Source organism: Sorangium sp. So ce131, from assembly GCF_051519095.1.
In the GTDB taxonomy this organism is placed as follows: domain Bacteria; phylum Myxococcota_A; class Polyangia; order Polyangiales; family Polyangiaceae; genus Sorangium.
In genome coordinates, this window is record NZ_CP150455.1 from 13,363,809 (window position 1) to 13,383,066 (window position 19,258).

The 19,258-nt window shown below is 73.6% G+C and carries 21 protein-coding genes; 8 read left to right on the forward strand and 13 right to left on the reverse strand.

All coding sequences use genetic code 11. The features are described 5' to 3' along the window. Positions 1 to 612, reverse strand: coding sequence for an NADPH-dependent FMN reductase (locus tag WMF43_RS48595; protein WP_437675709.1), 612 nt, complete (start codon positions 610 to 612; stop codon positions 1 to 3). 443 nt (positions 613 to 1,055) lie between these two features. Between WMF43_RS48595 and WMF43_RS48600 the strand changes: the two genes are divergently transcribed. Further along, positions 1,056 to 2,225: a hybrid sensor histidine kinase/response regulator gene (locus tag WMF43_RS48600; RefSeq protein WP_437675710.1), complete on the forward strand. Its 1,170-nt coding sequence runs from the start codon at positions 1,056 to 1,058 to the stop codon at positions 2,223 to 2,225. Positions 2,226 to 2,288: 63 nt separating this feature from the next. Here WMF43_RS48600 and WMF43_RS48605 read toward each other — a convergent pair whose 3' ends face one another. The 6 genes from WMF43_RS48605 to WMF43_RS48630 all read right to left on the reverse strand — a co-directional run bounded on the left by WMF43_RS48605 (position 2,289) and on the right by WMF43_RS48630 (position 9,186). Then, positions 2,289 to 3,383, reverse strand: a complete 1,095-nt coding sequence (locus WMF43_RS48605; protein WP_437675711.1) for a hypothetical protein — start codon at positions 3,381 to 3,383, stop codon at positions 2,289 to 2,291. A 5-nt stretch (positions 3,384 to 3,388) separates the two neighbouring features. Then, positions 3,389 to 4,456 carry a hypothetical protein gene (locus tag WMF43_RS48610; protein WP_437675712.1) on the reverse strand — a complete coding sequence of 356 codons (1,068 nt, stop codon included), beginning with the start codon at positions 4,454 to 4,456 and terminating at the stop codon, positions 3,389 to 3,391. A 74-nt stretch (positions 4,457 to 4,530) separates the two neighbouring features. After that, positions 4,531 to 6,279 carry a serine/threonine-protein kinase gene (locus WMF43_RS48615; RefSeq protein ID WP_437675713.1) on the reverse strand — a complete coding sequence of 583 codons (1,749 nt, stop codon included), beginning with the start codon at positions 6,277 to 6,279 and terminating at the stop codon, positions 4,531 to 4,533. Positions 6,280 to 6,473: 194 nt separating this feature from the next. After that, positions 6,474 to 7,199 carry an HAD family hydrolase gene (locus tag WMF43_RS48620; protein ID WP_437675714.1) on the reverse strand — a complete coding sequence of 242 codons (726 nt, stop codon included), beginning with the start codon at positions 7,197 to 7,199 and terminating at the stop codon, positions 6,474 to 6,476. A 111-nt stretch (positions 7,200 to 7,310) separates the two neighbouring features. Beyond that, positions 7,311 to 7,661 (reverse strand): c-type cytochrome, encoded by a 351-nt coding sequence (locus tag WMF43_RS48625; RefSeq protein WP_437675715.1) that lies wholly within the window; start codon positions 7,659 to 7,661, stop codon positions 7,311 to 7,313. Positions 7,662 to 7,683: 22 nt separating this feature from the next. After that, entirely contained in the window at positions 7,684 to 9,186 is a 1,503-nt protein-coding gene (locus WMF43_RS48630; protein ID WP_437675716.1) for a PQQ-dependent sugar dehydrogenase, read from the reverse strand. 279 nt (positions 9,187 to 9,465) lie between these two features. Between WMF43_RS48630 and tam the strand changes: the two genes are divergently transcribed. Then, positions 9,466 to 10,236 carry a trans-aconitate 2-methyltransferase gene (gene tam / locus WMF43_RS48635; RefSeq protein ID WP_437675717.1) on the forward strand — a complete coding sequence of 257 codons (771 nt, stop codon included), beginning with the start codon at positions 9,466 to 9,468 and terminating at the stop codon, positions 10,234 to 10,236. Positions 10,237 to 10,272: 36 nt separating this feature from the next. Here the strand turns inward: tam and WMF43_RS48640 are convergent, their stop codons facing one another. Together WMF43_RS48640 and hisC are read right to left on the reverse strand one after the other, a co-directional pair. Then, the gene (locus WMF43_RS48640) at positions 10,273 to 10,656 is read right to left on the reverse strand and encodes a hypothetical protein (protein ID WP_437675718.1); all 384 of its coding nucleotides are present in this window, start codon (positions 10,654 to 10,656) and stop codon (positions 10,273 to 10,275) included. A 130-nt stretch (positions 10,657 to 10,786) separates the two neighbouring features. Further along, on the reverse strand, positions 10,787 to 11,875 hold the full coding sequence (gene hisC, locus WMF43_RS48645) for a histidinol-phosphate transaminase (protein WP_437675719.1): 1,089 nt from the start codon (positions 11,873 to 11,875) through the stop codon (positions 10,787 to 10,789). Between the two features lie 382 nt (positions 11,876 to 12,257). Here hisC and WMF43_RS48650 point away from each other — a divergent pair, with 382 nt between their 5' ends. The 3 genes from WMF43_RS48650 to WMF43_RS48660 all read left to right on the forward strand — a co-directional run bounded on the left by WMF43_RS48650 (position 12,258) and on the right by WMF43_RS48660 (position 14,584). Beyond that, a complete protein-coding gene (locus WMF43_RS48650) occupies positions 12,258 to 13,160 on the forward strand; it encodes a hypothetical protein (protein WP_437675720.1) in 903 nt (300 codons plus the stop codon). 203 nt (positions 13,161 to 13,363) lie between these two features. Beyond that, positions 13,364 to 13,933, forward strand: coding sequence for an MOSC domain-containing protein (locus tag WMF43_RS48655; RefSeq protein WP_437675721.1), 570 nt, complete (start codon positions 13,364 to 13,366; stop codon positions 13,931 to 13,933). Between the two features lie 93 nt (positions 13,934 to 14,026). Continuing rightward, entirely contained in the window at positions 14,027 to 14,584 is a 558-nt protein-coding gene (locus WMF43_RS48660) for a glycine cleavage system protein R (RefSeq protein WP_437675722.1), read from the forward strand. Positions 14,585 to 14,677: 93 nt separating this feature from the next. Here WMF43_RS48660 and WMF43_RS48665 read toward each other — a convergent pair whose 3' ends face one another. Beyond that, positions 14,678 to 15,082: a type II toxin-antitoxin system VapC family toxin gene (locus tag WMF43_RS48665; RefSeq protein WP_437675723.1), complete on the reverse strand. Its 405-nt coding sequence runs from the start codon at positions 15,080 to 15,082 to the stop codon at positions 14,678 to 14,680. Beyond that, on the reverse strand, positions 15,079 to 15,327 hold the full coding sequence (locus tag WMF43_RS48670; protein ID WP_437675724.1) for a type II toxin-antitoxin system Phd/YefM family antitoxin: 249 nt from the start codon (positions 15,325 to 15,327) through the stop codon (positions 15,079 to 15,081). The genes WMF43_RS48665 and WMF43_RS48670 overlap by 4 nt, the downstream gene beginning before the upstream one ends. Positions 15,328 to 15,492: 165 nt before the next feature. Between WMF43_RS48670 and WMF43_RS48675 the strand changes: the two genes are divergently transcribed. Together WMF43_RS48675 and WMF43_RS48680 are read left to right on the forward strand one after the other, a co-directional pair. Further along, positions 15,493 to 16,431 (forward strand): hypothetical protein, encoded by a 939-nt coding sequence (locus WMF43_RS48675; RefSeq protein WP_437675725.1) that lies wholly within the window; start codon positions 15,493 to 15,495, stop codon positions 16,429 to 16,431. Between the two features lie 89 nt (positions 16,432 to 16,520). After that, positions 16,521 to 17,321 (forward strand): Uma2 family endonuclease, encoded by an 801-nt coding sequence (locus WMF43_RS48680; RefSeq protein WP_437675726.1) that lies wholly within the window; start codon positions 16,521 to 16,523, stop codon positions 17,319 to 17,321. 21 nt (positions 17,322 to 17,342) lie between these two features. On the opposite strand, the gene WMF43_RS48685 is transcribed toward WMF43_RS48680, so the two are convergent. Both WMF43_RS48685 and WMF43_RS48690 read right to left on the reverse strand, forming a co-directional pair. After that, on the reverse strand, positions 17,343 to 17,648 hold the full coding sequence (locus WMF43_RS48685) for a type II toxin-antitoxin system RelE/ParE family toxin (protein WP_437675727.1): 306 nt from the start codon (positions 17,646 to 17,648) through the stop codon (positions 17,343 to 17,345). After that, positions 17,645 to 17,878 carry a hypothetical protein gene (locus tag WMF43_RS48690; protein ID WP_437675728.1) on the reverse strand — a complete coding sequence of 78 codons (234 nt, stop codon included), beginning with the start codon at positions 17,876 to 17,878 and terminating at the stop codon, positions 17,645 to 17,647. The genes WMF43_RS48685 and WMF43_RS48690 overlap by 4 nt, the downstream gene beginning before the upstream one ends. A gap of 115 nt (positions 17,879 to 17,993) precedes the next feature. Here WMF43_RS48690 and WMF43_RS48695 point away from each other — a divergent pair, with 115 nt between their 5' ends. After that, positions 17,994 to 19,199 carry an RCC1 domain-containing protein gene (locus WMF43_RS48695; protein WP_437675729.1) on the forward strand — a complete coding sequence of 402 codons (1,206 nt, stop codon included), beginning with the start codon at positions 17,994 to 17,996 and terminating at the stop codon, positions 19,197 to 19,199. Positions 19,200 to 19,258 lie beyond the last annotated feature (59 nt).

Consider the following 19,258-nt stretch of genomic DNA (forward strand, 5'->3'; position numbering starts at 1 on the left):
CTACATCCCGTACGGGTATCTCTGGAGGTCGACGAGGCCGCTCGCGCGGACCTGCGCCAGGGCCTTGCCGTACTCGAGCAGGATGCCTGTCGCGTAGCGGAGGCGCTCGCGGATGCGCTCGTCGTCGGTGGACTGCGGCGTCGCCGGATCGTTGATGAGGCTGCGGACGTTGCGCACGATCACGTGATCCGGGATGTAGCAGAGATACGTGTTCTTGTAGCTGCTCATGCGCAGCTCGGCCACGGGGTAGGAACCACCGAGGCTCGCCGAGACGGCGACGATGAGCGCGGGTTTATGGGCAAGCTCCCCGCGGGAGCAGAGGAGGAAGAAGTTCTTCAGTCCCGCGGGGACCATTCCGGCCCACTCCGGCGCCACGACCACGAAGGCGTCGGACGAGGCGAGCTCGGCGGAGATCGGGGACCAGACTTGCCCCCATTTCTCCGAGCCCGTCCAGATCTCCTGGTCCCAGAGCGGGAGCGGGTTGCCGCCGAGATCGAGCAGGTACGTGGAGGACACGTCGGCCCACGACGCCAGCTGCTGCTGCATGTAACGGGCGACCTTGCCCGACTCGGACTCCGTGCGGTGACTGCCTGAGATGATGGCGAGCTTCATGAGGGTTCGTGTCTCGCGGGCGCCGCGCTGCGCGGGCGCTCCTTTCTGATGGGGTTCGATGGATTGGGTGGTGTTGCGGGATGCTACATCGCCCGCGCGCCGCGGGTCGAGGTGTTCCTTGAGCGACCCTGCCCTACGACCGAGAATTGCTGTTGCAGAGACACACGCGGCACGGTCCCGCGACATCCGCTCGTCGCATGGCCGGAGCAGCGCGTCGCGGCGCTCCCGACGCCGTGGAGCCCGCGTCCGGCGGCCGCGCGAAAAGCTGGATCGATTCGATTCGTACGCTGCCGGCGCCGCGGCGTTGATCTAGGATGCCGGCGACGCAGCGCGCGCCCGTCCGGCATGACGGCGGCGCGCCGGGGGAGGCGTCCTTTTGGGGGGCGTGGGTGGGATCGACTCGAGAACGGCGAAAGAGCGCGGAAAAAGCAGCTTTGTCCGATGTGGCCCCCGGCCCCGCGGGGGCGCGCCGCCGCCCGGGAGGGCGTCGCGAGCAGGCGCTGCGCGACGCCGGCCGCCGCAAGGACGAGTTCCTGGCGGTGCTGGCGCACGAGCTCCGCAACCCGCTCTCCACGCTCCACTTCGCGCTCAGCGTCTCGCAGATGCCCTCGGTGCCCGAGCCGCGGCGGGCGTGGGCGCGCGCGGTCATGCAGCGGCAGCTGCGGCAGCTCACGCGCCTGGTCGACGATCTGCTCGACGTCTCGCGGATCACCCGCGGCAAGCTCGCCCTGAAGAAGGAGCCGCTCGATCTCGGCCAGGTCGTCCAGCAGGCGGCGGCGGCGGTCGCGCCGCTCATCGACGCCTCGAAGCACGAGCTCTCCGTCGATCTGGGCGACGGGCCGGCCTGGGTGCTCGGCGACGCCGCGCGCCTCGAGCAGGTGATCGTCAACCTGCTCACGAACGCCGCGAAGTACACCCGCGACGGCGGGCAGATCTGGCTTTCCCTTCGACAGGAGGGCGCGGAGGTCGTCCTCCGGGTGAGGGACACCGGGATCGGGATCCCCCCCGAGGTGCTGCCCCGCATCTTCGATCTCTACGAGCAGGCCCACCCGACGCTCGACCGCTCGCGCGGCGGGCTCGGGATCGGGCTCACGCTCGTGAAGCGGCTCGTCGAGCTGCACGGGGGCGAGGTGTCGGCGGCGAGCGAGGGCGAGGCCCGCGGCAGCGAGCTCACGGTCCGCCTGCCCGCGGCGAAGGCGGCCGAGCGCCCGCGCGAGGCGCCCGCGCCCGCGCGGCGCGCGCCCGCGCGACGGATCCTCGTGGTGGACGACAACCACGACCACGCGCGCGGCGTCGGGCTGCTGCTGGAGCAGGCCGGGCACACGATCGCGCTCGCCCACGACGGCGCCTCGGCGCTCGAGGCGGCGGATCGGTTCGCCCCGGACGTGGTCCTGCTCGACCTCGGGATGCCCGAGATGGACGGCTACGAGGTCGCGCGGAAGCTGCGCCGGGAGCGGGACGACGCCGGTGGCGCGGGCGCCCTGAAGATCATCGCGCTCACGGGGTACGGGCAGCAGGAAGACCAGCGCCGATCCAGGGAGGCCGGCTGCGACGCCCACCTGGTCAAGCCGGTCGACCACGACGCGCTGCTCGCGCAGATCGCGGGCGGGTAGCGCGGCGAGGCGCGCCGCGGGCGGGCAGCGCGGCGCGGGGCCAGGCGCCGCCCGGGGCGGGGGTCACTCGCAGGGGGCCGCGCCGGACGCCGCGTCGCACGCGCCCGGGTCGACGAACGCGCGGCTGACGTGGAGCAGCCGGCAATCGAGCGCGGTCTGCTCGGCGCTCACGACCGCGTAGCCGGTCTCGGGGCCCGCTCCCTCGAGGCCGCTGCAAGCGAGCTCGCACTCGGCGAGGTCGGCGAAGTCGTAGTCGAACGCCATCTTGCAGGCCGCCTCGAGCAGCGTGCAGTACGCCGTGCAGTCGCCCGTGCTCCCCGTTTCGGGGGCCGCGGAGGACCCGCAGTGGCCGTCGCCGCCCGGCCCCGCGTGGGTGCAGTGGGTGACCGGATCCAGGAGGGCGCTGTAGGCGTGGGACTTGCGGCAGCCCACGGTGTTCTCGGTCCGCTGATCGGTGCTGCCGGGCGGGAGCGCCTCGCAGACCGCGAGGCACTGCGCCGTGGACTCGTAGACCGCGTGGTCGCCCTGGCAGGCGGCCATCACGAGCTGGCAGTATTCCTCGCAGACGGGCGCGGTCCCCGCCGGATCGGCGCACGGGGCCACCGGGACGAGGCGCGCGTGCTCGCAGTGCTCCGCGGGCTCCACCGTCGCGGAGCTCACGTGCACGAGCCGGCATTGCAGCGTGTCGCCGTCGTGGTTGGCGATGACGTCGAACATCTCCGCGTCCTTGAGCCCCTCGCACCTCGCGATGCAGTCCTCCTGCGCGGGGATCTCGGGCGAGCACGCCCCTGCGTACAGCGCGCAGTAGCTCTCGCAGTCGCTCCCGCAGAACCCGTCGCCGCCCGGGCCCGAGCGCGGGCAGTGCACCGCGAGCTCTCGGGTGCTCGCCGCCAGCGAGGCCTGGTGGGCCCGGCAGGCGACCGTGTTCCCGGCGGGCTCGAGCGGATCGCCCGGATCGAGCAGCGCGCACACGCCCTGGCAGGTCTCGATCGTGGAGTACACCTGGTGCTCGCCCGTGCAGCTCTGCATCACGGTGGCGCAGTACGACGCGCACTGCTCGCTCACGGGGCTCGTGAAGGTGCGGTCCTCGATGCCGGCGATCACCTCGCAGCCGAGCCACGAGAGCGGCAGGCAGACGAGCGATAGCCACCTTGTCATGCGCCTCATTCGAAGGTCCCTCCCACGCGCAGCCCGATGTTCCGCGCGTCGATCAGCGGCGCCACCTGGACCTGCGGCTCCTGCCGCGGCGCGCCGACGAGGTAGAGCACGACGCCGCCGGCCAGCGCGGCCGCCCCGACCCCGATCGCGACGTTCGCCACGGTGGCGGCGCTCTGGGCCTCGTCCGTCAGCGTGACGCCGCGGGGATCGTCGCACGTGTTGCCGCGCGGGCAGTAGCCTTTCGCGTCGCTGTTCTTCGCGATCGCCTTCACGCCGAAGAACGACCCGAGCCCGATCCCCACGACGCCGACGCCGCCCGCGACGAGGCCGGCCAGGCGCAGCGGATTCATCTTGGATTCCGCGGGGTTACCGCTGCCTGGCCCGGACCCTGGGCGCTCCGCCGCGCGGGCGGGCGGCGGCGCGTCGGGGGCGGCGGCCTCCGCCTCGGCGCCCGCGGGCGGCGCGCTGGCCGCCCGCTTGAGCGCGGGCACGCTGACGGTCTCCACGGCCCCGGCGCGGATCTTCACGGTCGCCGTCCAGCTCTCGTGGCCTGGGGCGCTCGCCTCGATGGCGATGTCGCCCGGGTCCACCGGGATGGCGATGCCGAACAGCGCGCTGTCCACCGCCTTCCCGGCGACCCGCACCGAGAGCCCCTCGACGGCCTTGCCCTCGGCCGCGACCTCGACCTTCAGCTTCGGCAGGGTCGGCTCCAGCTGGGTTGCCCGCGCCTGGGCCTTGCGGGCGCGCTCGGTCTGCCCCGCGGCCCGCGACTCCGACATGGCCTGTCGGAAAGTGGCCCAGGCGCTCGCCGTGCGGCCGGTCTTCTCGTAGCACTCGGCCAGGTAGAGGAGCGTGCCTATCCCCGGATCGATACGCTGGCTCTGCTCCAGCCTCGGGCACGCTTCCGCGTGGCGGCCCTCTCTCATGAGATCGAGCGCCCCGTCGAAGAGCGCCTCCGCCGCCGCCTTCTCCGCGGCGGTCGCGTCTGCCCGCGCGGGGAGCGCCCCGGCGAGCCACGCCGCGCACAGGGCGAGTCCGATGCCCCGTGCGATGCTTCGCTGCTGACGTTTCATTCGCCCCGTTTCCTCTTTCCCTGGGCCTGGATGGGCACCGAAGGCACGTGTTCCGTGCGGCGCTCTCGCTTCGCTCAGCGCCGCCCGCCGAAGTCGCTGATCTCGTTGCTCCCGCGCGGCGGCTCGACGTCGTCCCTCGGCGTCGGCTGCGGCCGCGCCGTGGGCGCGCTGGGGCGCGGCGCGGCGCCCGCCTGCGGCGCGCCCGTCCGGGCGACGGGCGTTGCGGGCGCGGGCGGCGGCGCGGGCGTGGGCGGCGGCGCGGGCGTGGGGGCGAGCGCGGCGTCGCCGGCGGCAGCCGCGGAGGACGGCGCCGCATCAGGGCCCGCCTCGGGCGGCGGGGCGGCGGCGCCGGCGCCCGCCTCGGGCGGCGGGGCGGCGCCGCCGGCGGCCGCCTCGGGCGGCGGCGTCGCGCTGGGGCCCGCCCCCGGCGCGGCGGCCGGCGCGGGGCCGGGGGGGCCTTCCGTTTTCCGTGGCTCCGCGGCGCTCGCGGCCGGCGCCACGGCGGCCGCTGCGGGCTGTCCGTCGTCGGCCAGGGTCCTGGAGCGCAGGTAGAGCACGACGCCGAACGCGACCGTCGCCAGGGCGGCGCCGACGGCGATGGCCAGGCCCCAGAGCGCGCCCCTGCGCGCCGCGCGCTGCGCCCCGCCGGTGCTGCTCCACGAGCTCACGGTCGGCCCGGCGCCCGGCTGCGGCGCGACGATCGACCCGCCGCGCGGCGCCGGGCCCTGCGCTCCGCCGGCGAGCTCGGCCTCGCCCGTCGCGCTGCCCCGGCTGGGCATCGTCGGCCGCCAGCTCATCACGGGGACCGGGTTCGGGACCGTCGGCCGCCCGTTCACGTCCACCAGGCTGGGCCTCGTCGGCCGCCCGCTGATCGCGTCGGTCTGGCTGGGCGTCCGCCACCCGGCGTCCGACATCCCGAGCACGCGGCGCGCCCGGTCGGCGTGCACGCGGCACTCGGCCGGGGCGAACCAGAGGAGCGCATACGCCAGGTCGCCGACATTGCTCCACCGCTGGTCGCGCTCCTTGGCGAGACAACGCATCACCACCTCGTCCAGCTCGGGCGGGACGTCGGAGCGCACCTGGAGTATCGAGGCGGGCACCTCGTTGAGCAGCGAGGCGAAGAGCTGCGCGACCGAGTCGCCGAGGTGCGGCGGCTTCCCGGTCAATATCTCGTAAAGGATGACGCCGAGCGACCAGATATCGGTGCGCGCGTCCACGTCCTTGGCGGAGCGCGCCTGCTCCGGCGACATGTAGAGCGGCGAGCCGATCATGGCCGCTGTCCTGGTCAGGGACAGCTCGTCCATCGACACGCCGAGCAGCGACTTCGAGATGCCGAAATCGAGGATCTTGACGGTCCGGGACCCGCCCGGCTGGCGCGCCAGAAACAGGTTTGCCGGCTTGAGATCGCGGTGCACGATCCCGAGCGCGTGCGCCTCGGCGACGGCCTCGAGGGCCTGGAGGATGTACTCGAGGGCTTCCTCCAGCGGCAGCGGCCCTCGCTGCCGCAGCTCCTGCGCGAGGTCGTTCCCCTCCAGAAACTCCATCACGATGTAAGGAAGCCCGCCCTCGAGCACCCCGACATCCAGCACGCGCGCCACGTGCTCGCTCTTGAGCCTGGCCAGCGCGCGCGCCTCGCGGCGGAAGCGCTCCGCGGCGTCCCCGCTCTCGGTGAAGAGCGGGTTCAGGAACTTCATCGCAACACGCTGATCGAGCTCCAGGTGCCACGCGGCCACGACCACGCCCATCCCCCCCGCGCCAATGATCATCTCCACGCGGTACTTGCCCGCGAGGACGTCACCTACAGCGACGGGAGACTGCGCCATCGGACGCAGGCTAGCCGAACTCTCGACAAGACACACTCAGGGAGCGGCCCTCCGGGTCGACCGAGGACGTGCAGGTCCATCCGTGCGACCCGGATCGCGCCGTCCCTCACACCGGACTACAGTGGTAGCGGAAGTGGCACGGGCGGCGTTTCGCGCGTGCTTCAGCGTGGCCGTTCGCCGCGCGGCCCGTTGTTCTAGACGTAGCGCTGCGGCGGGGTCTTTTCGGCCTGCGGCGGGGTGGCGGCGCTCCCCGCGCCCGCGGCGAGCGGGGACGTGTCGAGGTGCGCGAGCAGGTCGGCCGGGCCGTCGTAGACCGCGATGGCGCCTTCGAGCCCCGCGTCGGTCCAGCCGCCGGAGCGGAAGCCGATGGTCTTCAGCCCGGCCCTGGCCGCCGCCTCGACGTCGTAGGGCGTGTCGCCGATCATCACGACCTCCTCGGGGGGGAGCCGCAAACCGTCGAGCGCCGCCTGCACGATGTCCGGGTCCGGCTTGGACCGCTCGGCGTCGCTCGACGAGGTGGCGCCCTCGACGACCCCGTCCGCGCCCGCGATCCGGAGCAGCTCGCGGAGCTTCTCCTTCTGGGCCGAGCTCGCGATGACGAGCTTGAGGCCGCGATCGCGGAGCGCCCTGAGCAGCTCCTTCGCGCCCGGCAGGGCGCGGAGCTCGGGCAGGAGCTGCTTCATGAAGATCTCCGAGCAGCGCGCGCTCACCTTCTTCCCTTCGGGGCTGTCGCTCTCCAGCCCTCCCGTCACCTCGGGCAGGAGCTTGTCGCCCCCCATCCCGATCCTCCGCCGCACCTCCTCGAACTGGACGGTGTGCCCGAACTCCTTCAGCGCATCGACCCAGGCGCGCGCGTGCGCGTCGTTGCTGTCGACCAGCGTGCCGTCGACATCGAATATCACGCCGCGAATCGCTGTCATGATCCTGGTCCTCTCTCTCCGTCGCGCCGATCGCCTCGACCCGGCGCTGTCGGCTGCAATGGCTCGTCCGGCGCCGCGCCGGCCGCCCGCCCTCGCCGGCGGCGCGGCCGCTCAGCTGCCTTTTTCGTAGCTCCTGATGGTCAGCATGTAAGCGATGATCGCGTCCACGTCCTCGTCCGGGATCTCTCTCTCGGAGAAGGACGGCATCGCGCCGAGCCCGCTCCGGATCTGGAGCCGGATGGCCGCCGCGGGCGCCGGCTTGTTGTTGAGCCCGGGCCCGAGCCCACCTGCTCCGCCCGGGTGGCACTGGTCGCAGAATTTCGCGAAGAGGACCTCGCCCCGCCGCTCCGGGGGCTCGTCGAGCGGGGGCGGCCCGAGCACCGGCTCGCTCCTCCGGGAGGATCCGCAGCCGACCGCGAGGCCGAGGGCCGCGCCGAGCAGAACACCGAGCACTGCGCGCATCGTCATCATCCCTCCTCGCCTCTCAGCCTGCCGTCGCCGCGCGGGTGATGCGGAAGAGCGCGCCCGTGCCCTGCTGGGGTTTGGCGCCCTTCTCATCCATGAGCAGGACGCCGAAATCGACGACATAGAGCGACCGCCCCGCGCGATCGAAGCGCACGGTGATCGGCCGCTCCAGGCCGCCGTTCTTCAGCCGCGACGCCGGGCCGTTGTCCTTGCCGCGGTTGACCGCGAAATCGCGGACGACGCCGGTCTTCAGGTCCACCCGGACGACCTTGAAGCCGACCGGGTGCAGGACCTTGCCCACGTCCGGCGCCTGGTCGCCGAACTGCGCGACGAACGCGTCGCCGACGTGCCCGAACGCGGGGGCGCGCGAGATGTCGATTCCGTTCGACGAGCTGTGCACGGCGAAGAACGCGGCGGGCTGCGGCGGCGGGTTCGGCGGCGCCTCGAGCAGGGGAGGGGGCGGCTTCTGGCCGGGCGGCGCGTACCGGTCCTGCGCGACCGGGCGGCCGTCGGCGTAATCGGGCCAGCCGTACCAGGTGCCCGGCGTCACGGCCCAGAGGGCGTCGGCGTTGCCCCAGACCGGGCGGCTGCCGCGATCGTCATAGCCGTTGTCGGTGACGAAGAGCTTGCCGTCGGGCGAGAACGCGATCCCGAACGGATTGCGGAAGCCCCACGCCACGAGGTGGAGCGTGCCCCCGCGCGGCGGAATGCGCATGACCGCGCCGCTGCAAGGCACCTTGCCCGGGATGACCTGCCCTCTCTGGGTCTGCGTGCCGAACGGGACGAAGGCGCCGGTCGTGGCCTCGTCGCCGTCGTCCTTCGTGAGCGGGTTCGGCCCGGTGAGCGCGGCGCCGGTCAACGTCACGTCCTTGCAGGGGACGTCGTGGAACTCGGGGTGTCGCTTCAGCCACCCGAACTTGTAGTTGTCCTCGCCCACGACACCGGAGTTCGTGGCCGTGCCCTGGCCGAAGTAGATGTTGCCGTCGGGCCCGAGCACGGGCCCGTTCGTGTGGTGGTCGCCCAGGCTGGGCAGCCCCGCCGCGAGCGTCTGCGTCTCGCCGTTCGGCGCGATCCGGAGGATCTTGCCCCCGTCGCGCACGCCGCCCTCCGAGACGATGAAGGCGCCGTCGGCCCACGCGACCCCGGTCCACGGCGGGTTCCTGCCCGCCGCGACCACCGAGGTGGCGCCGCCCGGCTCGATCCGGAGCAGCCGCGGGGTGGTGAACACCTCGCCGTAGGAGTAGCCGGCCTCGGTGACATAAACCTGCCCGGCGTCGTCGAACGTGACGCCCGTCGGGAAGGTGAGCCCGGTGGCGACCACCTCGATGACGTAGCCGTCGGGCACCTCGATGTCCGCCGTTCGGATCACCCGGGTGGGCGGCGGCGGCGCCGTCTCGCCGCCGCCGGAGGAGGAGCGCGCGCTGAAGCAGCCGGCCTGCGCCGCGGTCGCGGCGAGCCCGAGGAGGAGCGCCGGCCTGAGCCGCGAGCGCAGCGGCCGACGGAGCGTTGCTTGGCCTTTCAAGAGATCTCCCTGGCGTCGTTGCAATTCACGTCGTGCGGCCGCCCGCTGCGTCCCTTGAAGCGCGCTGCGAGCCAGGCGGCGTGGCGTCGAGCGCGGCTCGAGCAATGCACATGCCGGACGCTGCGGCGCCGCGACGGGGCGCCGCGCCGGCTGGGGACGTGGCAACCTGGCGGCGCTTGTGGCATTTCGCCACGCGGCACGGGGGCCTCTCCGGGTGGCTGCCGGGCCGCTTGCCATCCGGCGGCGCAGCCCTGATCCTGCGGCGCGCTGGAGCTCGCCATGGCCGACTGGGATCCTGCTCAATACCTGAAGTTCGTGGACCACCGGGCGCGTCCCGCCGTCGATCTGATCGGCAGGATCGCCCTCGACCGGTCGGGCGAGATCATCGATCTCGGCTGCGGCGCCGGCAACATCGCCCGCTTGCTCGCGCAGCGCTTTCCCGACCGGGGGATCGTCGGCGTCGACAGCTCCCCGGACATGCTGGCCCAGGCGCGCGCGGCCGTCCCCGGGGCGCGCTTCATCGAGGGGGACATCGGCCGTTTCGTTCCGGACGCGCCGCCGGCGCTGATCTTCAGCAACGCCGCGCTGCACTGGCTGGACGACCATGTGTCCCTGTTCCCCGCGCTGCTCGGGCGCCTCGCGCCGGGCGGCGTGCTCGCGGTCCAGATGCCCAGGAACCACGGCGCGCCGTCGCACACGGCGATGGTGGAGGTGAGCCGGATGGCTCGCTTCCGCGACAAGCTGGCGCCCGTCGTGCGGGAGAGCCCGGTCGCGGCGCCCGGGGCCTATTACGCCATGCTCGCGCCGCGCGCCGCGCACCTCGACGTCTGGGAGACGGAGTACCTGCACGTGCTCGAGGGCGCGAACCCGGTCGTCGAGTGGACGAAGGGGACGGCGCTCCGGCCGCTGCTCGCCGCGCTCGACGGGGCCGAGCGCGCCGATTTCCTGGAGGAGTACGGCCGCCGCGTCGCCGCGGCGTACCCGCCGGCGCCCGACGGCAAGACGCTGTTCCCGTTCCGGCGGCTGTTCCTCGTCGCCCGGGCGCGGTGACGCGCCGCCCGCTGCGGCGCGCGGGGGGTGCGCCGGTCAGCGGGTGTACTCGATGCCGCGGACGCCCTCGCCCTCGGGGAGCACGGTCACCAGCGCCTGGGCCCCGAACGACTGCGACGAGAGCGCGGAGCGGACGGCGACGAGCCAGGTCCGGTCGCTCCGCTGCGCGACGACGAGGACGCACCGCTCGCCCTGCGGCGTGCCGGCGCGCGCCGCGGCCTCGTCGACCACGCGCGCCGCGGCCGCGTCGCATCCGCGGACGTCGAAGCGGCGGTGCGAGAGCGCGGTGAGCGCCATGCTCGCCGCCCGCCTGGCGGCGCCGGCGTCGGTCGCCGGCGCGGCGGGGGGCGCGGGCGCCGGGCCGCACGCCGAGGCCAGCGCCGCGAGGAGAGGGGCCCACCGGGGGATCGAGCGCGTCACGGCCCTGTCCTATCGCGGCCTCGGCGCCACGGGAAGCCCTCGCGCTCGTCTGCGATCCAGGCGGTCGCCTCGGCGCCGGGCGGGGGCGCGCGGCTCGTCGCCGTCGCGCCGTGCCGCGCTGCGCGCCGCGCTACGCGCTTCGGGCCGCGGAGGTGATGTCCGCGATGGCCGCGAGCAGCGCGTCGTTCTGCTCGGGCGTGCCGACGGTGATGCGGAGCCGATCGTGGATGCGCGGCGCGTCCCAGTAGCGGACGAAGATGTTGCGGTCGTGGAGCGCCCGGTAGAGCGCCTGCGCGGAGAGGCCGCCCTTCGGCGGCGCGGCGAGGACGAAGTTGCTCTGGCTCGGCGCGACAGTGAAGCCCCGGGCCGCGAGCGCCGCGGTGAGCCGGGTCCGCTCGGCGATCACCTTCTTCCAGCTCTCCCGGGCCTCGTCGCGCGAGCGCAGCGCGGCGACGGCGGCGGCCTGCGAGAGGACGTCGGTGTTGTAGCTGTCGCGCGCCTTGTCGAGCGCCTCGATGATCCGCGGGTGCCCGAGGCCGTAGCCGAAGCGGAGGCCGGCGAGCGAGTAGCCTTTGCTCAGCGTCCGCAGCAGGAGCACGTTGTCGAGGCCCCGCGCCGGGTCGAGCAGCGGGATCGCGTCGGACTCCGCGAAGTCCACGTACGCCTCGTCGATGAGGAGCACCCCCCGGAACGCCCGCGCGACGCGCTCGAGCTTGTCGAGCGGCTCGAGCCGCCCCGACGGCGCGTGCGGGTTGACGAGGAGCGCGAGCCGGCAGCCGCGGTCGTTCAGCTGGGCCGCGAAGTCCTCGGGCACCGACCAGTCCTCGTCGAGCGGCACCTGGCTCACGGTGGTGCCGTGGATGCCCGCGAGCACGTCGTAGAGCGAGTAGGTGGGGTACGTCTCGCCGAGGCCGCGGCCGCCGGGCTCGCAGTACACGGTGATCGCCATGCGCAGGAGCTCGTCGCCGCCGTTCGTGGCGATCACCTGTTCGGGCGACAGGCCGTGGAGCTTCGCCGCCGTCTCGCGGAACTGCTGCGCCGTGGGCGGCGGGTACCGGCGCAGCTGATCGGCCGAGACCTCATGGATCGCCTCGAGCACGGCGCGCGGCGGCGGGTACGGGTTCTCGTTCGTGTTCAGCTTGACCACGTCGGCCACGAGCGGCTGCTCGCCGGGCGTGTAGGGCGTGAGGCGGTGGATGTTGTCGCGTTCGTACACCATGACGGGTCGACCTCTCGCTCAGCGTCGCGCCGGACACAAGCGCGCCGGGCGTGTGTGCCTCGTGCGTGCAGGAGGTGATGCCGTGCCGAGGCTGCGCTGAGGCTCCGGGCCCGCGCCGCGGGGGCGGGAGCTCGTCCTGCGCTTTCCGGGTCGCGGGGGCAGGACGTGCTCAAAGCGCTCATCCTCCAAGCTGCCGGAAATCGCACGCGATCGATGACGATTCCGACACGATTGGTTCCTCGTGTCGGTAAACGCATATGGTTCGATGCGCCGATGTGGTGCAGCTCGATCGGAACGGCCCGTCTCGACCATTCCTCCATGAGCGTCTTCGCATGGATCGATGGTGGCGTATGCATCGATGATGGATTAGGGGCATTCGCCGATGCACAACCGCTCTGACCAGTTCTCGAAGAACTTGCTGCGCGATGGGCTGAGCCTCGCCTCGGCGGCGGAGACCGAGGTCGAGGTGCTGGCGGCGACCCAGAAGATCGATGTGTACAGCATTCCTGATCCAGCTCGGGAGGCCGAGCGTGCCAGGATGGGCCTGCTCGGCGAGCTCTCGGCGGAGCCGAGCCTGTTCGAGCCGTTCCACGGCACGCCGAGCCTTCGTCAGGTCCGGCGGTGCCTGCGCAAGCAGCTCACGTGGCACCACGAGCTGGAGCGCCGCGCCCGCTCCGCAGCCGGCTCCATCGCGCCGGACGAAGACGCCGACGCGCCGCCGCAGCCGGCGGTGGAGTTCCCTGCGCTGGTCGTCATCAGCCCGGGGCGTCCCGAGACAGTGCTCGACGCCTACCGGTGCGAGCCGGTGCAAGCGGGCGTCTACCACGCTGTGCCGGGCCTGGTGATGCGGGTCGTGGTGCTCGCGGAGCTGCCCCGGACGCGTGCCACGCTGCTTCTGCGGCTGCTCGGCTCAGGCCGCCGCTTTCGTGAGGCGCTGGCGGATCTGGCGGCGCTGCCGGCCGATGCCTGGGAGAAGAGCATCGCCACGCCGCTGCTGGTACACTTCCGGCTCGGAAGCCATGAGCCGACGACCGACGAGGAGGACGATGTGAGCGCAGAGATCCGGGCGTGGTTCGAGGACTACCAGCAGAAGCTTCGGGCCGAGGCGCGCGCCGAGGAGGCGGCGCGGGCCGTGCTGACCGCGCTGCGGGTTCGCGGCATCGCCGTGCCGGACGTCGCGCGGGAGCGCATCCTGGCCGAGAAGGATCCGGAGACGCTGGAACGGTGGCTTGAGCGGGCCATCGTCGCCGCGTCGGTCGCCGAGGTGCTCGACGGGCTGAGCTGAGCGATGCCGGCCAGCGACGAGCTACCTAGCTCGTCAGGCTTCGGCCGCGGCGCTCCCGAGCGCATGGTCTGCCGCGCGGATGCCACCGGATACACGACAGGCACCTGGTCCCGGCGGAATCGACGGATCGCACCGCTTCGCCACCGCCAATTCGTCCTCGGGCGACAACCTACAAGCGTGCGGCGCGAAGCCGGAGGCGGGAGATGAGGAGCTTGCGGGAGCGGCTGGCGCACGTGCCGCAGGTCGGGCGGGTCGAGTGGCTCGGCGTGCGCCCCGCGCACGGCGCGCCGATGCAGCCGCTGCGCGAGGCGGAGCTCATCGCGTCGCGCGGGGTCGCGGGCGACTGCGCCGCCGCGGGCAGGGCAGGCGGCAAGCGGCAGGTCACGCTGATCCAGGGCGAGCACCTCCCGGTCATCGCGGCGCTCGCCGGCGGGCGGGCCGAGGTGAAGCCCGAGCTCCTGCGCCGGAACGTCGTCGTGTCCGGCGTCAACCTGCTCTCGCTCAGCGCGCTGCGCTTCGCGCTCGGGGACGAGGTGGTGCTGGAGGGCACCGGGCCGTGCGCGCCGTGCGGCGCCATGGATGAGGCGCTCGGCGAGGGCGGTTTCCAGGCGATGCGGGGGCACGGCGGGATCACCGCGCGCGTGCTGCGCGGCGGCGTCGTGCGTGTCGGCGACGTGGTGCGCGCGCTCTCGCCCGGCGAAGGTGCCCCCTCCCCGGCGGAGCAGGCCGGGGCGAGCTCGCCCGGGGAGCAGGGCGGACCCGCGACCGGATGACGCCGGACGGCGCTGCCGGGGCGCTCGTCGTCCTGGACGCCCGGCCGATCGGAGTGGCGCGCCGGCCCCTCGGATCGGACTAAGATGCGCCGCATGACGACGGCCGAGCCCGAAGAAACCTACCTGGTCCTCTCCTGCCTCGGCCCGGACCGGCCGGGCCTCGTCGCGGAGGTGACCCACTACCTGACCGAACATGGCGCCAACGTCGAGGACAGCCGGATGGCGGTGCTCGGCGGCGAGTTCGGCATCCTCCTGCTCGCCTCGGGCGCTCCTGGCGCGATCGCGGCGATCGAGCGCGACGCGGGGTCGCTCACCGCGGCGACGGGGCTGACGGTCCAGAGCCGCCGGACGAAGAGCCCCGAGTCGCACCGGCGCGCGGCGACGATCCCGTGCGTCATCTCCGTCGACGCGCTCGACCACGAGGGCATCGTGCGCGCGGTGTCGCGCGCCCTGCACGGCGCCGGCGTCAACATCGTCTCGCTCGAGACCTCGGCCTACGAGGCCCCGGTCACCGGATCGCAGCTCTTCCGGATGGAGGCCCGGGTCGACGTCCCCGCCGGGGTGACGCTCGCCCAGCTCCGCAAGGCGATGGACGCGGTCGCGGACGCCGAGAACCTCGACATCGAGGTCCGCTCGCTCATCAAGGGCTGAAGCCGGCCGGGGCATCCCCGTCCCGGCTTAGCGCTCGGGGTCCGGGGGGCCTCGTGGCGAGCGCGCGCTTGCAGCAGCGCCAATGCGCGAGGTTCAGGGCGGTATCACCTGGCAGTAGGTGCTGCCTCGCTGCGCCATCTCCTTGTCGAGCGTACACAAGGGGACCGCCTCGTGAGCCGCGAGCCAGACGTAGGCGGCGTCCGCTGCTCGGAGCTTCGACAGGATCGCCATGTCTCGAATCCTACGTGCCCGCAATGGCCCGATCGTGGCGACCGTGACCGCGACCGACATCAATGCGTCCACGTAGGCGCACACGGCCGCCGACGGCTCACCGACGCGAGCCAGCGACGCGCCGACCTCGATCGGAAAGATCGCCGGCACGACGAGCTCGTCATCGCCTGCGAGCGCCCGCGTGACCCGGGCCCGCGACACCGCATGATGAGGTTCGTTCGGCCGCGCGGCGGCGACCGCGACCGAGGCGTCGAGGACGAGCTTCATCGTCGCGCCGAGAGCAGATCGTCCACCGCGCTCTCCTGGGGCGCCGCCGCGCCGAGCCCCGCGAACAGCCGCTCGATCTCCACGTCGGACAGGCGAGGCTTCGGCGGCATGGCCACCTCGACCGGCACGATCGCGGCTGCGGGCTTGCCATGCCGCAGGATCAAGGTGCCCTTCTTGTGGTGCTCCGCTTCGTCCACCAGGGCGGAGAGGCCAGCCTTCGCTTTCGCGAGCGACGCCTTGCGCATATGACCAATATGACCAGAACGCCTCGCTCGCGCAAGCGCGGCTCCCGCTCGGCCTCCGGTCGGGTCCGGAGGCGACGCCCCGCGTAGGGCTCGCGCGCGCGGCGCTGCGGGCGGCCCAGCCAGAACGCCGTCCGCTCTCCAGCAAGAACCGGTATCCTCGCTGGCATGCCCTTCAGCAATCTCAGCTCCCCCCGCAAGGTGCACAGCCTCGACGCCGAGATCCGGGGTGCCGCGGCGCTCTCGAGCCCCGGTCTCATCGCCATGCTCTCGACCGATCCGGTGCGGCTCGCGGTCATCCCGGCGGGCGGCTCCGGCGTGAAGACGACGAACCTGTCGCTGACCTCGGCCGACGACGTCGCGCTCCTCTCGAAGGACGTCGCGGTGGTGCGGAGCGAGGACGCGGTCTGGGCGCTGCTCGGCATCACGCACGGCCCGAAGCTCGATCAGGTCGCCCGCGACGCGCGGCTCCTGGCTGCGCGCCCGTCGGGCGAGACGGCGCTCGCGCTCGGCTGGGACGGCGGCGCGACGGAGCTCAAGCTCGAGAAGACCGAGGTGGCCGCGCGCCCGTTCGTGCTGCGGGGGACCGCGCGGGCGTTCGACGTGACCGAGGCCGAGACGCACGTGGTCGTGGACGGCGCGGGCGAGGGGGGCGAGCTGCGCGTGCACCCCGGCGCGACGCCGGAGCCCGGCCCGACGCTGCGCGCGCCCTTGCCGCGCGCGGCCGAGGGGCTCGACCGCGTGCGCGGCGGCCCGAAGCTCACCGCGCTGTACAAGCGCGGCGCGGGCGCGGTGTGCGCCGTGGTCCGGTCGTCCGGCAAGCTCTCGGCCAAGCTGCTCGCGCTGGATGCCCCCGCCGCGGACATCGCCGTCATCGAGTCGAGCCTCTTCGTGGCCTTCCCGGACGGCCGCGTGGCGCTGTTCGACGGTGCGGCGATCGAGGGTGCCGGGGGCGCGCCGATCGCGCCGACGGCGAGCCTCAAGCTGGGCGCCCGCGGCGAGCCCACGGTGCTCGCGGTCTCGGGCAAGGCGTCGCCGACGCTCTGGGTGGGGACGAGCGCCGGGGAGATCTGGAGCCTCGCCGTCGTGCGCAAGCAGGGCGGCTGAGGGCGCGGGGGAGGCGCGCGGCGTGATGCGCGCGGGCGCGGCGAGGCCGCTGGCGTCTCCCACCGCCGCGCCCGGGGGTGCTACCCTGGATGGCCGTGCCGCCCGCCCGCACCGGGTCCCCCCTTCCTCCCCGCGCGATGCGCCTGCCGCGCGCGCTCGTCGTCCGCGAGCCGGCTCCCGAGGAGCTCCGGGCGGTGATCGACTGGTCGGACTGGTACCTCGACGACGCGGACGGCCTCGGCGCGTGGGGCGAGCACGACGAGATCGCCCGCGTGCTCCTGTCGTCGATCGCGCAGCTCGCGCGCGAGCGCGGCGCCGCCGACCACCACGCCGGCACGGGCCGCTTCTTCGCCTGGGTGCGCGAGGAGCCGCTCGTGCGCGTCTCGCCGGACGTCTACCTCCTCGACCACCGGCCGGCGCCGCCTTTGCCCAAGCAATGGCAGACGTGGCTGCCCGGCCACCGGCCGCCGCGCTTCGCGCTCGAGATCGTCGCGAGCGACTGGCAGAAGGCCTACGAGGACATCCCGCTCAAGTACTGCCAGCTCGGCTGCCCCGAGCTCGCGATCGTCGACCCGCAGGCCGCGGCGCAGCGGCCGCCCGCGGGCCGGGTGGCGCTCCAGACCTACCGGCGCGACCCCGACGGCGCCTACGTGCGCGCGCACGCGGGCGCCGGCCCGGCGTGGAGCGCCGCGCTCGACAGCTGGCTCGTCGTCGTGGGCGGCGGCGCCGAGGCGCGGGTGCGCCTCGCGCGCGGCGGGGGCAAGGGCGAGCTCGTGCCCACCCAGGAAGAGGCGGCCGCCCTCGAGTCGCGCGCCAGGGAGGCGGCCGAGGCGCGGGTGCGCGAGCTCGAGGCGCGGGTGCGCGAGCTCGAGGGGATGGCGCAGGGATAACGGACGCCGTGGGATCGGCGGTTACGCGAGCTTCGGCCCGCTTCCGCGCGACGCGTGCCATACGGCGCGCACGTCCACGACATCGGCGTCAGCGTGGTAAGAAAAGTAGATATGATAGCGGGATCGATGCAGAATGAGGCGACGTATCGTGACGCCGCGTCGCTCCGTGTAGAGCGTTCCTAGCGTGGGTGAATCGATCAGGGACTCGAGGGCTTCCGCAAGCTCGAATGAGAACAAGTCTGGCGCTTCAGGTCGGTTCGTGCGCCACCAGGCGTCTATCTGCCGGATCTGCGTGTCGGCTTCCTCGGCGACGCGCAGCCGGCTCACCTGGCGTTTCGCTTCAAGCGAGCGATAACCTCTTCTCCCGCGACATACCGGCCCGCGCTCAGCTGATCCTCGGCGCGGTCCAGCGCCGCATGGAGGCGGGCGCGATCCAGGTCGTCCAGATTGTCACCGTCCACCGCCCTGAGCTCCACCTCTGCCCCGTCCGGAAGGTCGGTCGGCTCATCCACGCAGAGGCGGCCGTTGCGAACTCGGGCGCGCACGGTCATCGTCATGACGTGAGCTTAGCAGAAACTTGGTGCTACGCAACTCCCATGCCACGGCTGTTGGCACGCGTGGACCGCGAAATACCCGGCCCGCCATGCTCTCCGCGATTGCGGGAGGCGAAGGGTGGTTGATCGAGCACGCTACCTCTCGCGCCGCGCGGCCGCCGCCGCGCTGCTCGCCTCGGCGCCGCTCGCCGGCGGCTGCGGCGGGGAGTCCCATTTCACGCCCTCGAAGGTGACGGGCCTCGCGCCGGCGGCGCAGATCGTCGCCGGCGCGCACCATACCTGCGCGATCCTCGAGAACGGCAACACCGCGTGCTGGGGCGGCAACGATGCGGGTCAGCTCGGCGACGCGGCGCTCGGCTCGCTGAGCACCTCGCCGAGGTGGGTGGAGCTCGACGCGGACCCCGTGGGCCTCGCGGCCGGCCCGCGGCACACGTGCGCGCGGTTCGCCGGGGGGAACGTCATGTGCTGGGGGGACGACGTGGGCGGGTTCCTCGGCGTCGCGCCGGCGGGCTGCCCCGGCTCGTCGGGGGATTCCGGCGCCGTCCCCGGCGCGCGCTGCCCGGTGCCGCCGCGCGACGTGCCCGGCCTCGCAGACGTGGTCGCCCTCGCGGCCGGCGGGCTCGTGGAGGACGAGGACCCCTCGCTCGGGTTCACGTGCGCGGTGCGCGGCGGCGACACCGTGGCGTGCTGGGGCGACAACAGGAGCGGCCAGCTCGGCGCCGGCGCCGACGCCGAGGTGAAGGCCGAGCCCGCGGAGGTCTTCGACGCGGACGGGTTCCCGCTGCGCGGCGTGACGCGCGTCGCCGCGGGGGAAGCGCACGTGTGCGCGCTCGACGAGCGAGGGGACGTGTGGTGCTGGGGGGACGGCGCGGCCGGGGCGGTCCGCAAGCAGGGCGTGAGCGGCGCGATCGACGTGGCGGCGGGCGGCCGGCACAGCTGCGCCGCGCTCGGCACCGGCGAGGTCCTGTGCTGGGGCTGGAACCTCAACGGGCAGAGCGGCGGCCGGCTCGTTTCGGAGGGGGAGGATTCCGTGGGCGTGACCCGGGTCGAGGGCGTGGCCGGCGCCCGGGCCGTCGTCGCCGGGGGCCGCCATAGCTGCGCGCTGCTCGACGACGGCGGCGTGATGTGCTGGGGCTCGAACCAGAGCGGCCAGCTCGGCACCGAGGAGGCGAGCCTGAGCTCCACGCCGGTGCGGGCGGCGCTCGGCGTGCGCGCGACGGCCCTCGCCGCCGGGAGCGAGCACACCTGCGCGCTCGACGACGAAGGTGGGGTATCGTGCTGGGGCAGCGACGGGTACGGTCAGGTCGGGACGGGGAGAGAGTGATGAGGTCAGCGTGGCTTGTAGCGGCGGCGGCAGCGGTGGGAGCCGCCCTCGCGCCGAGC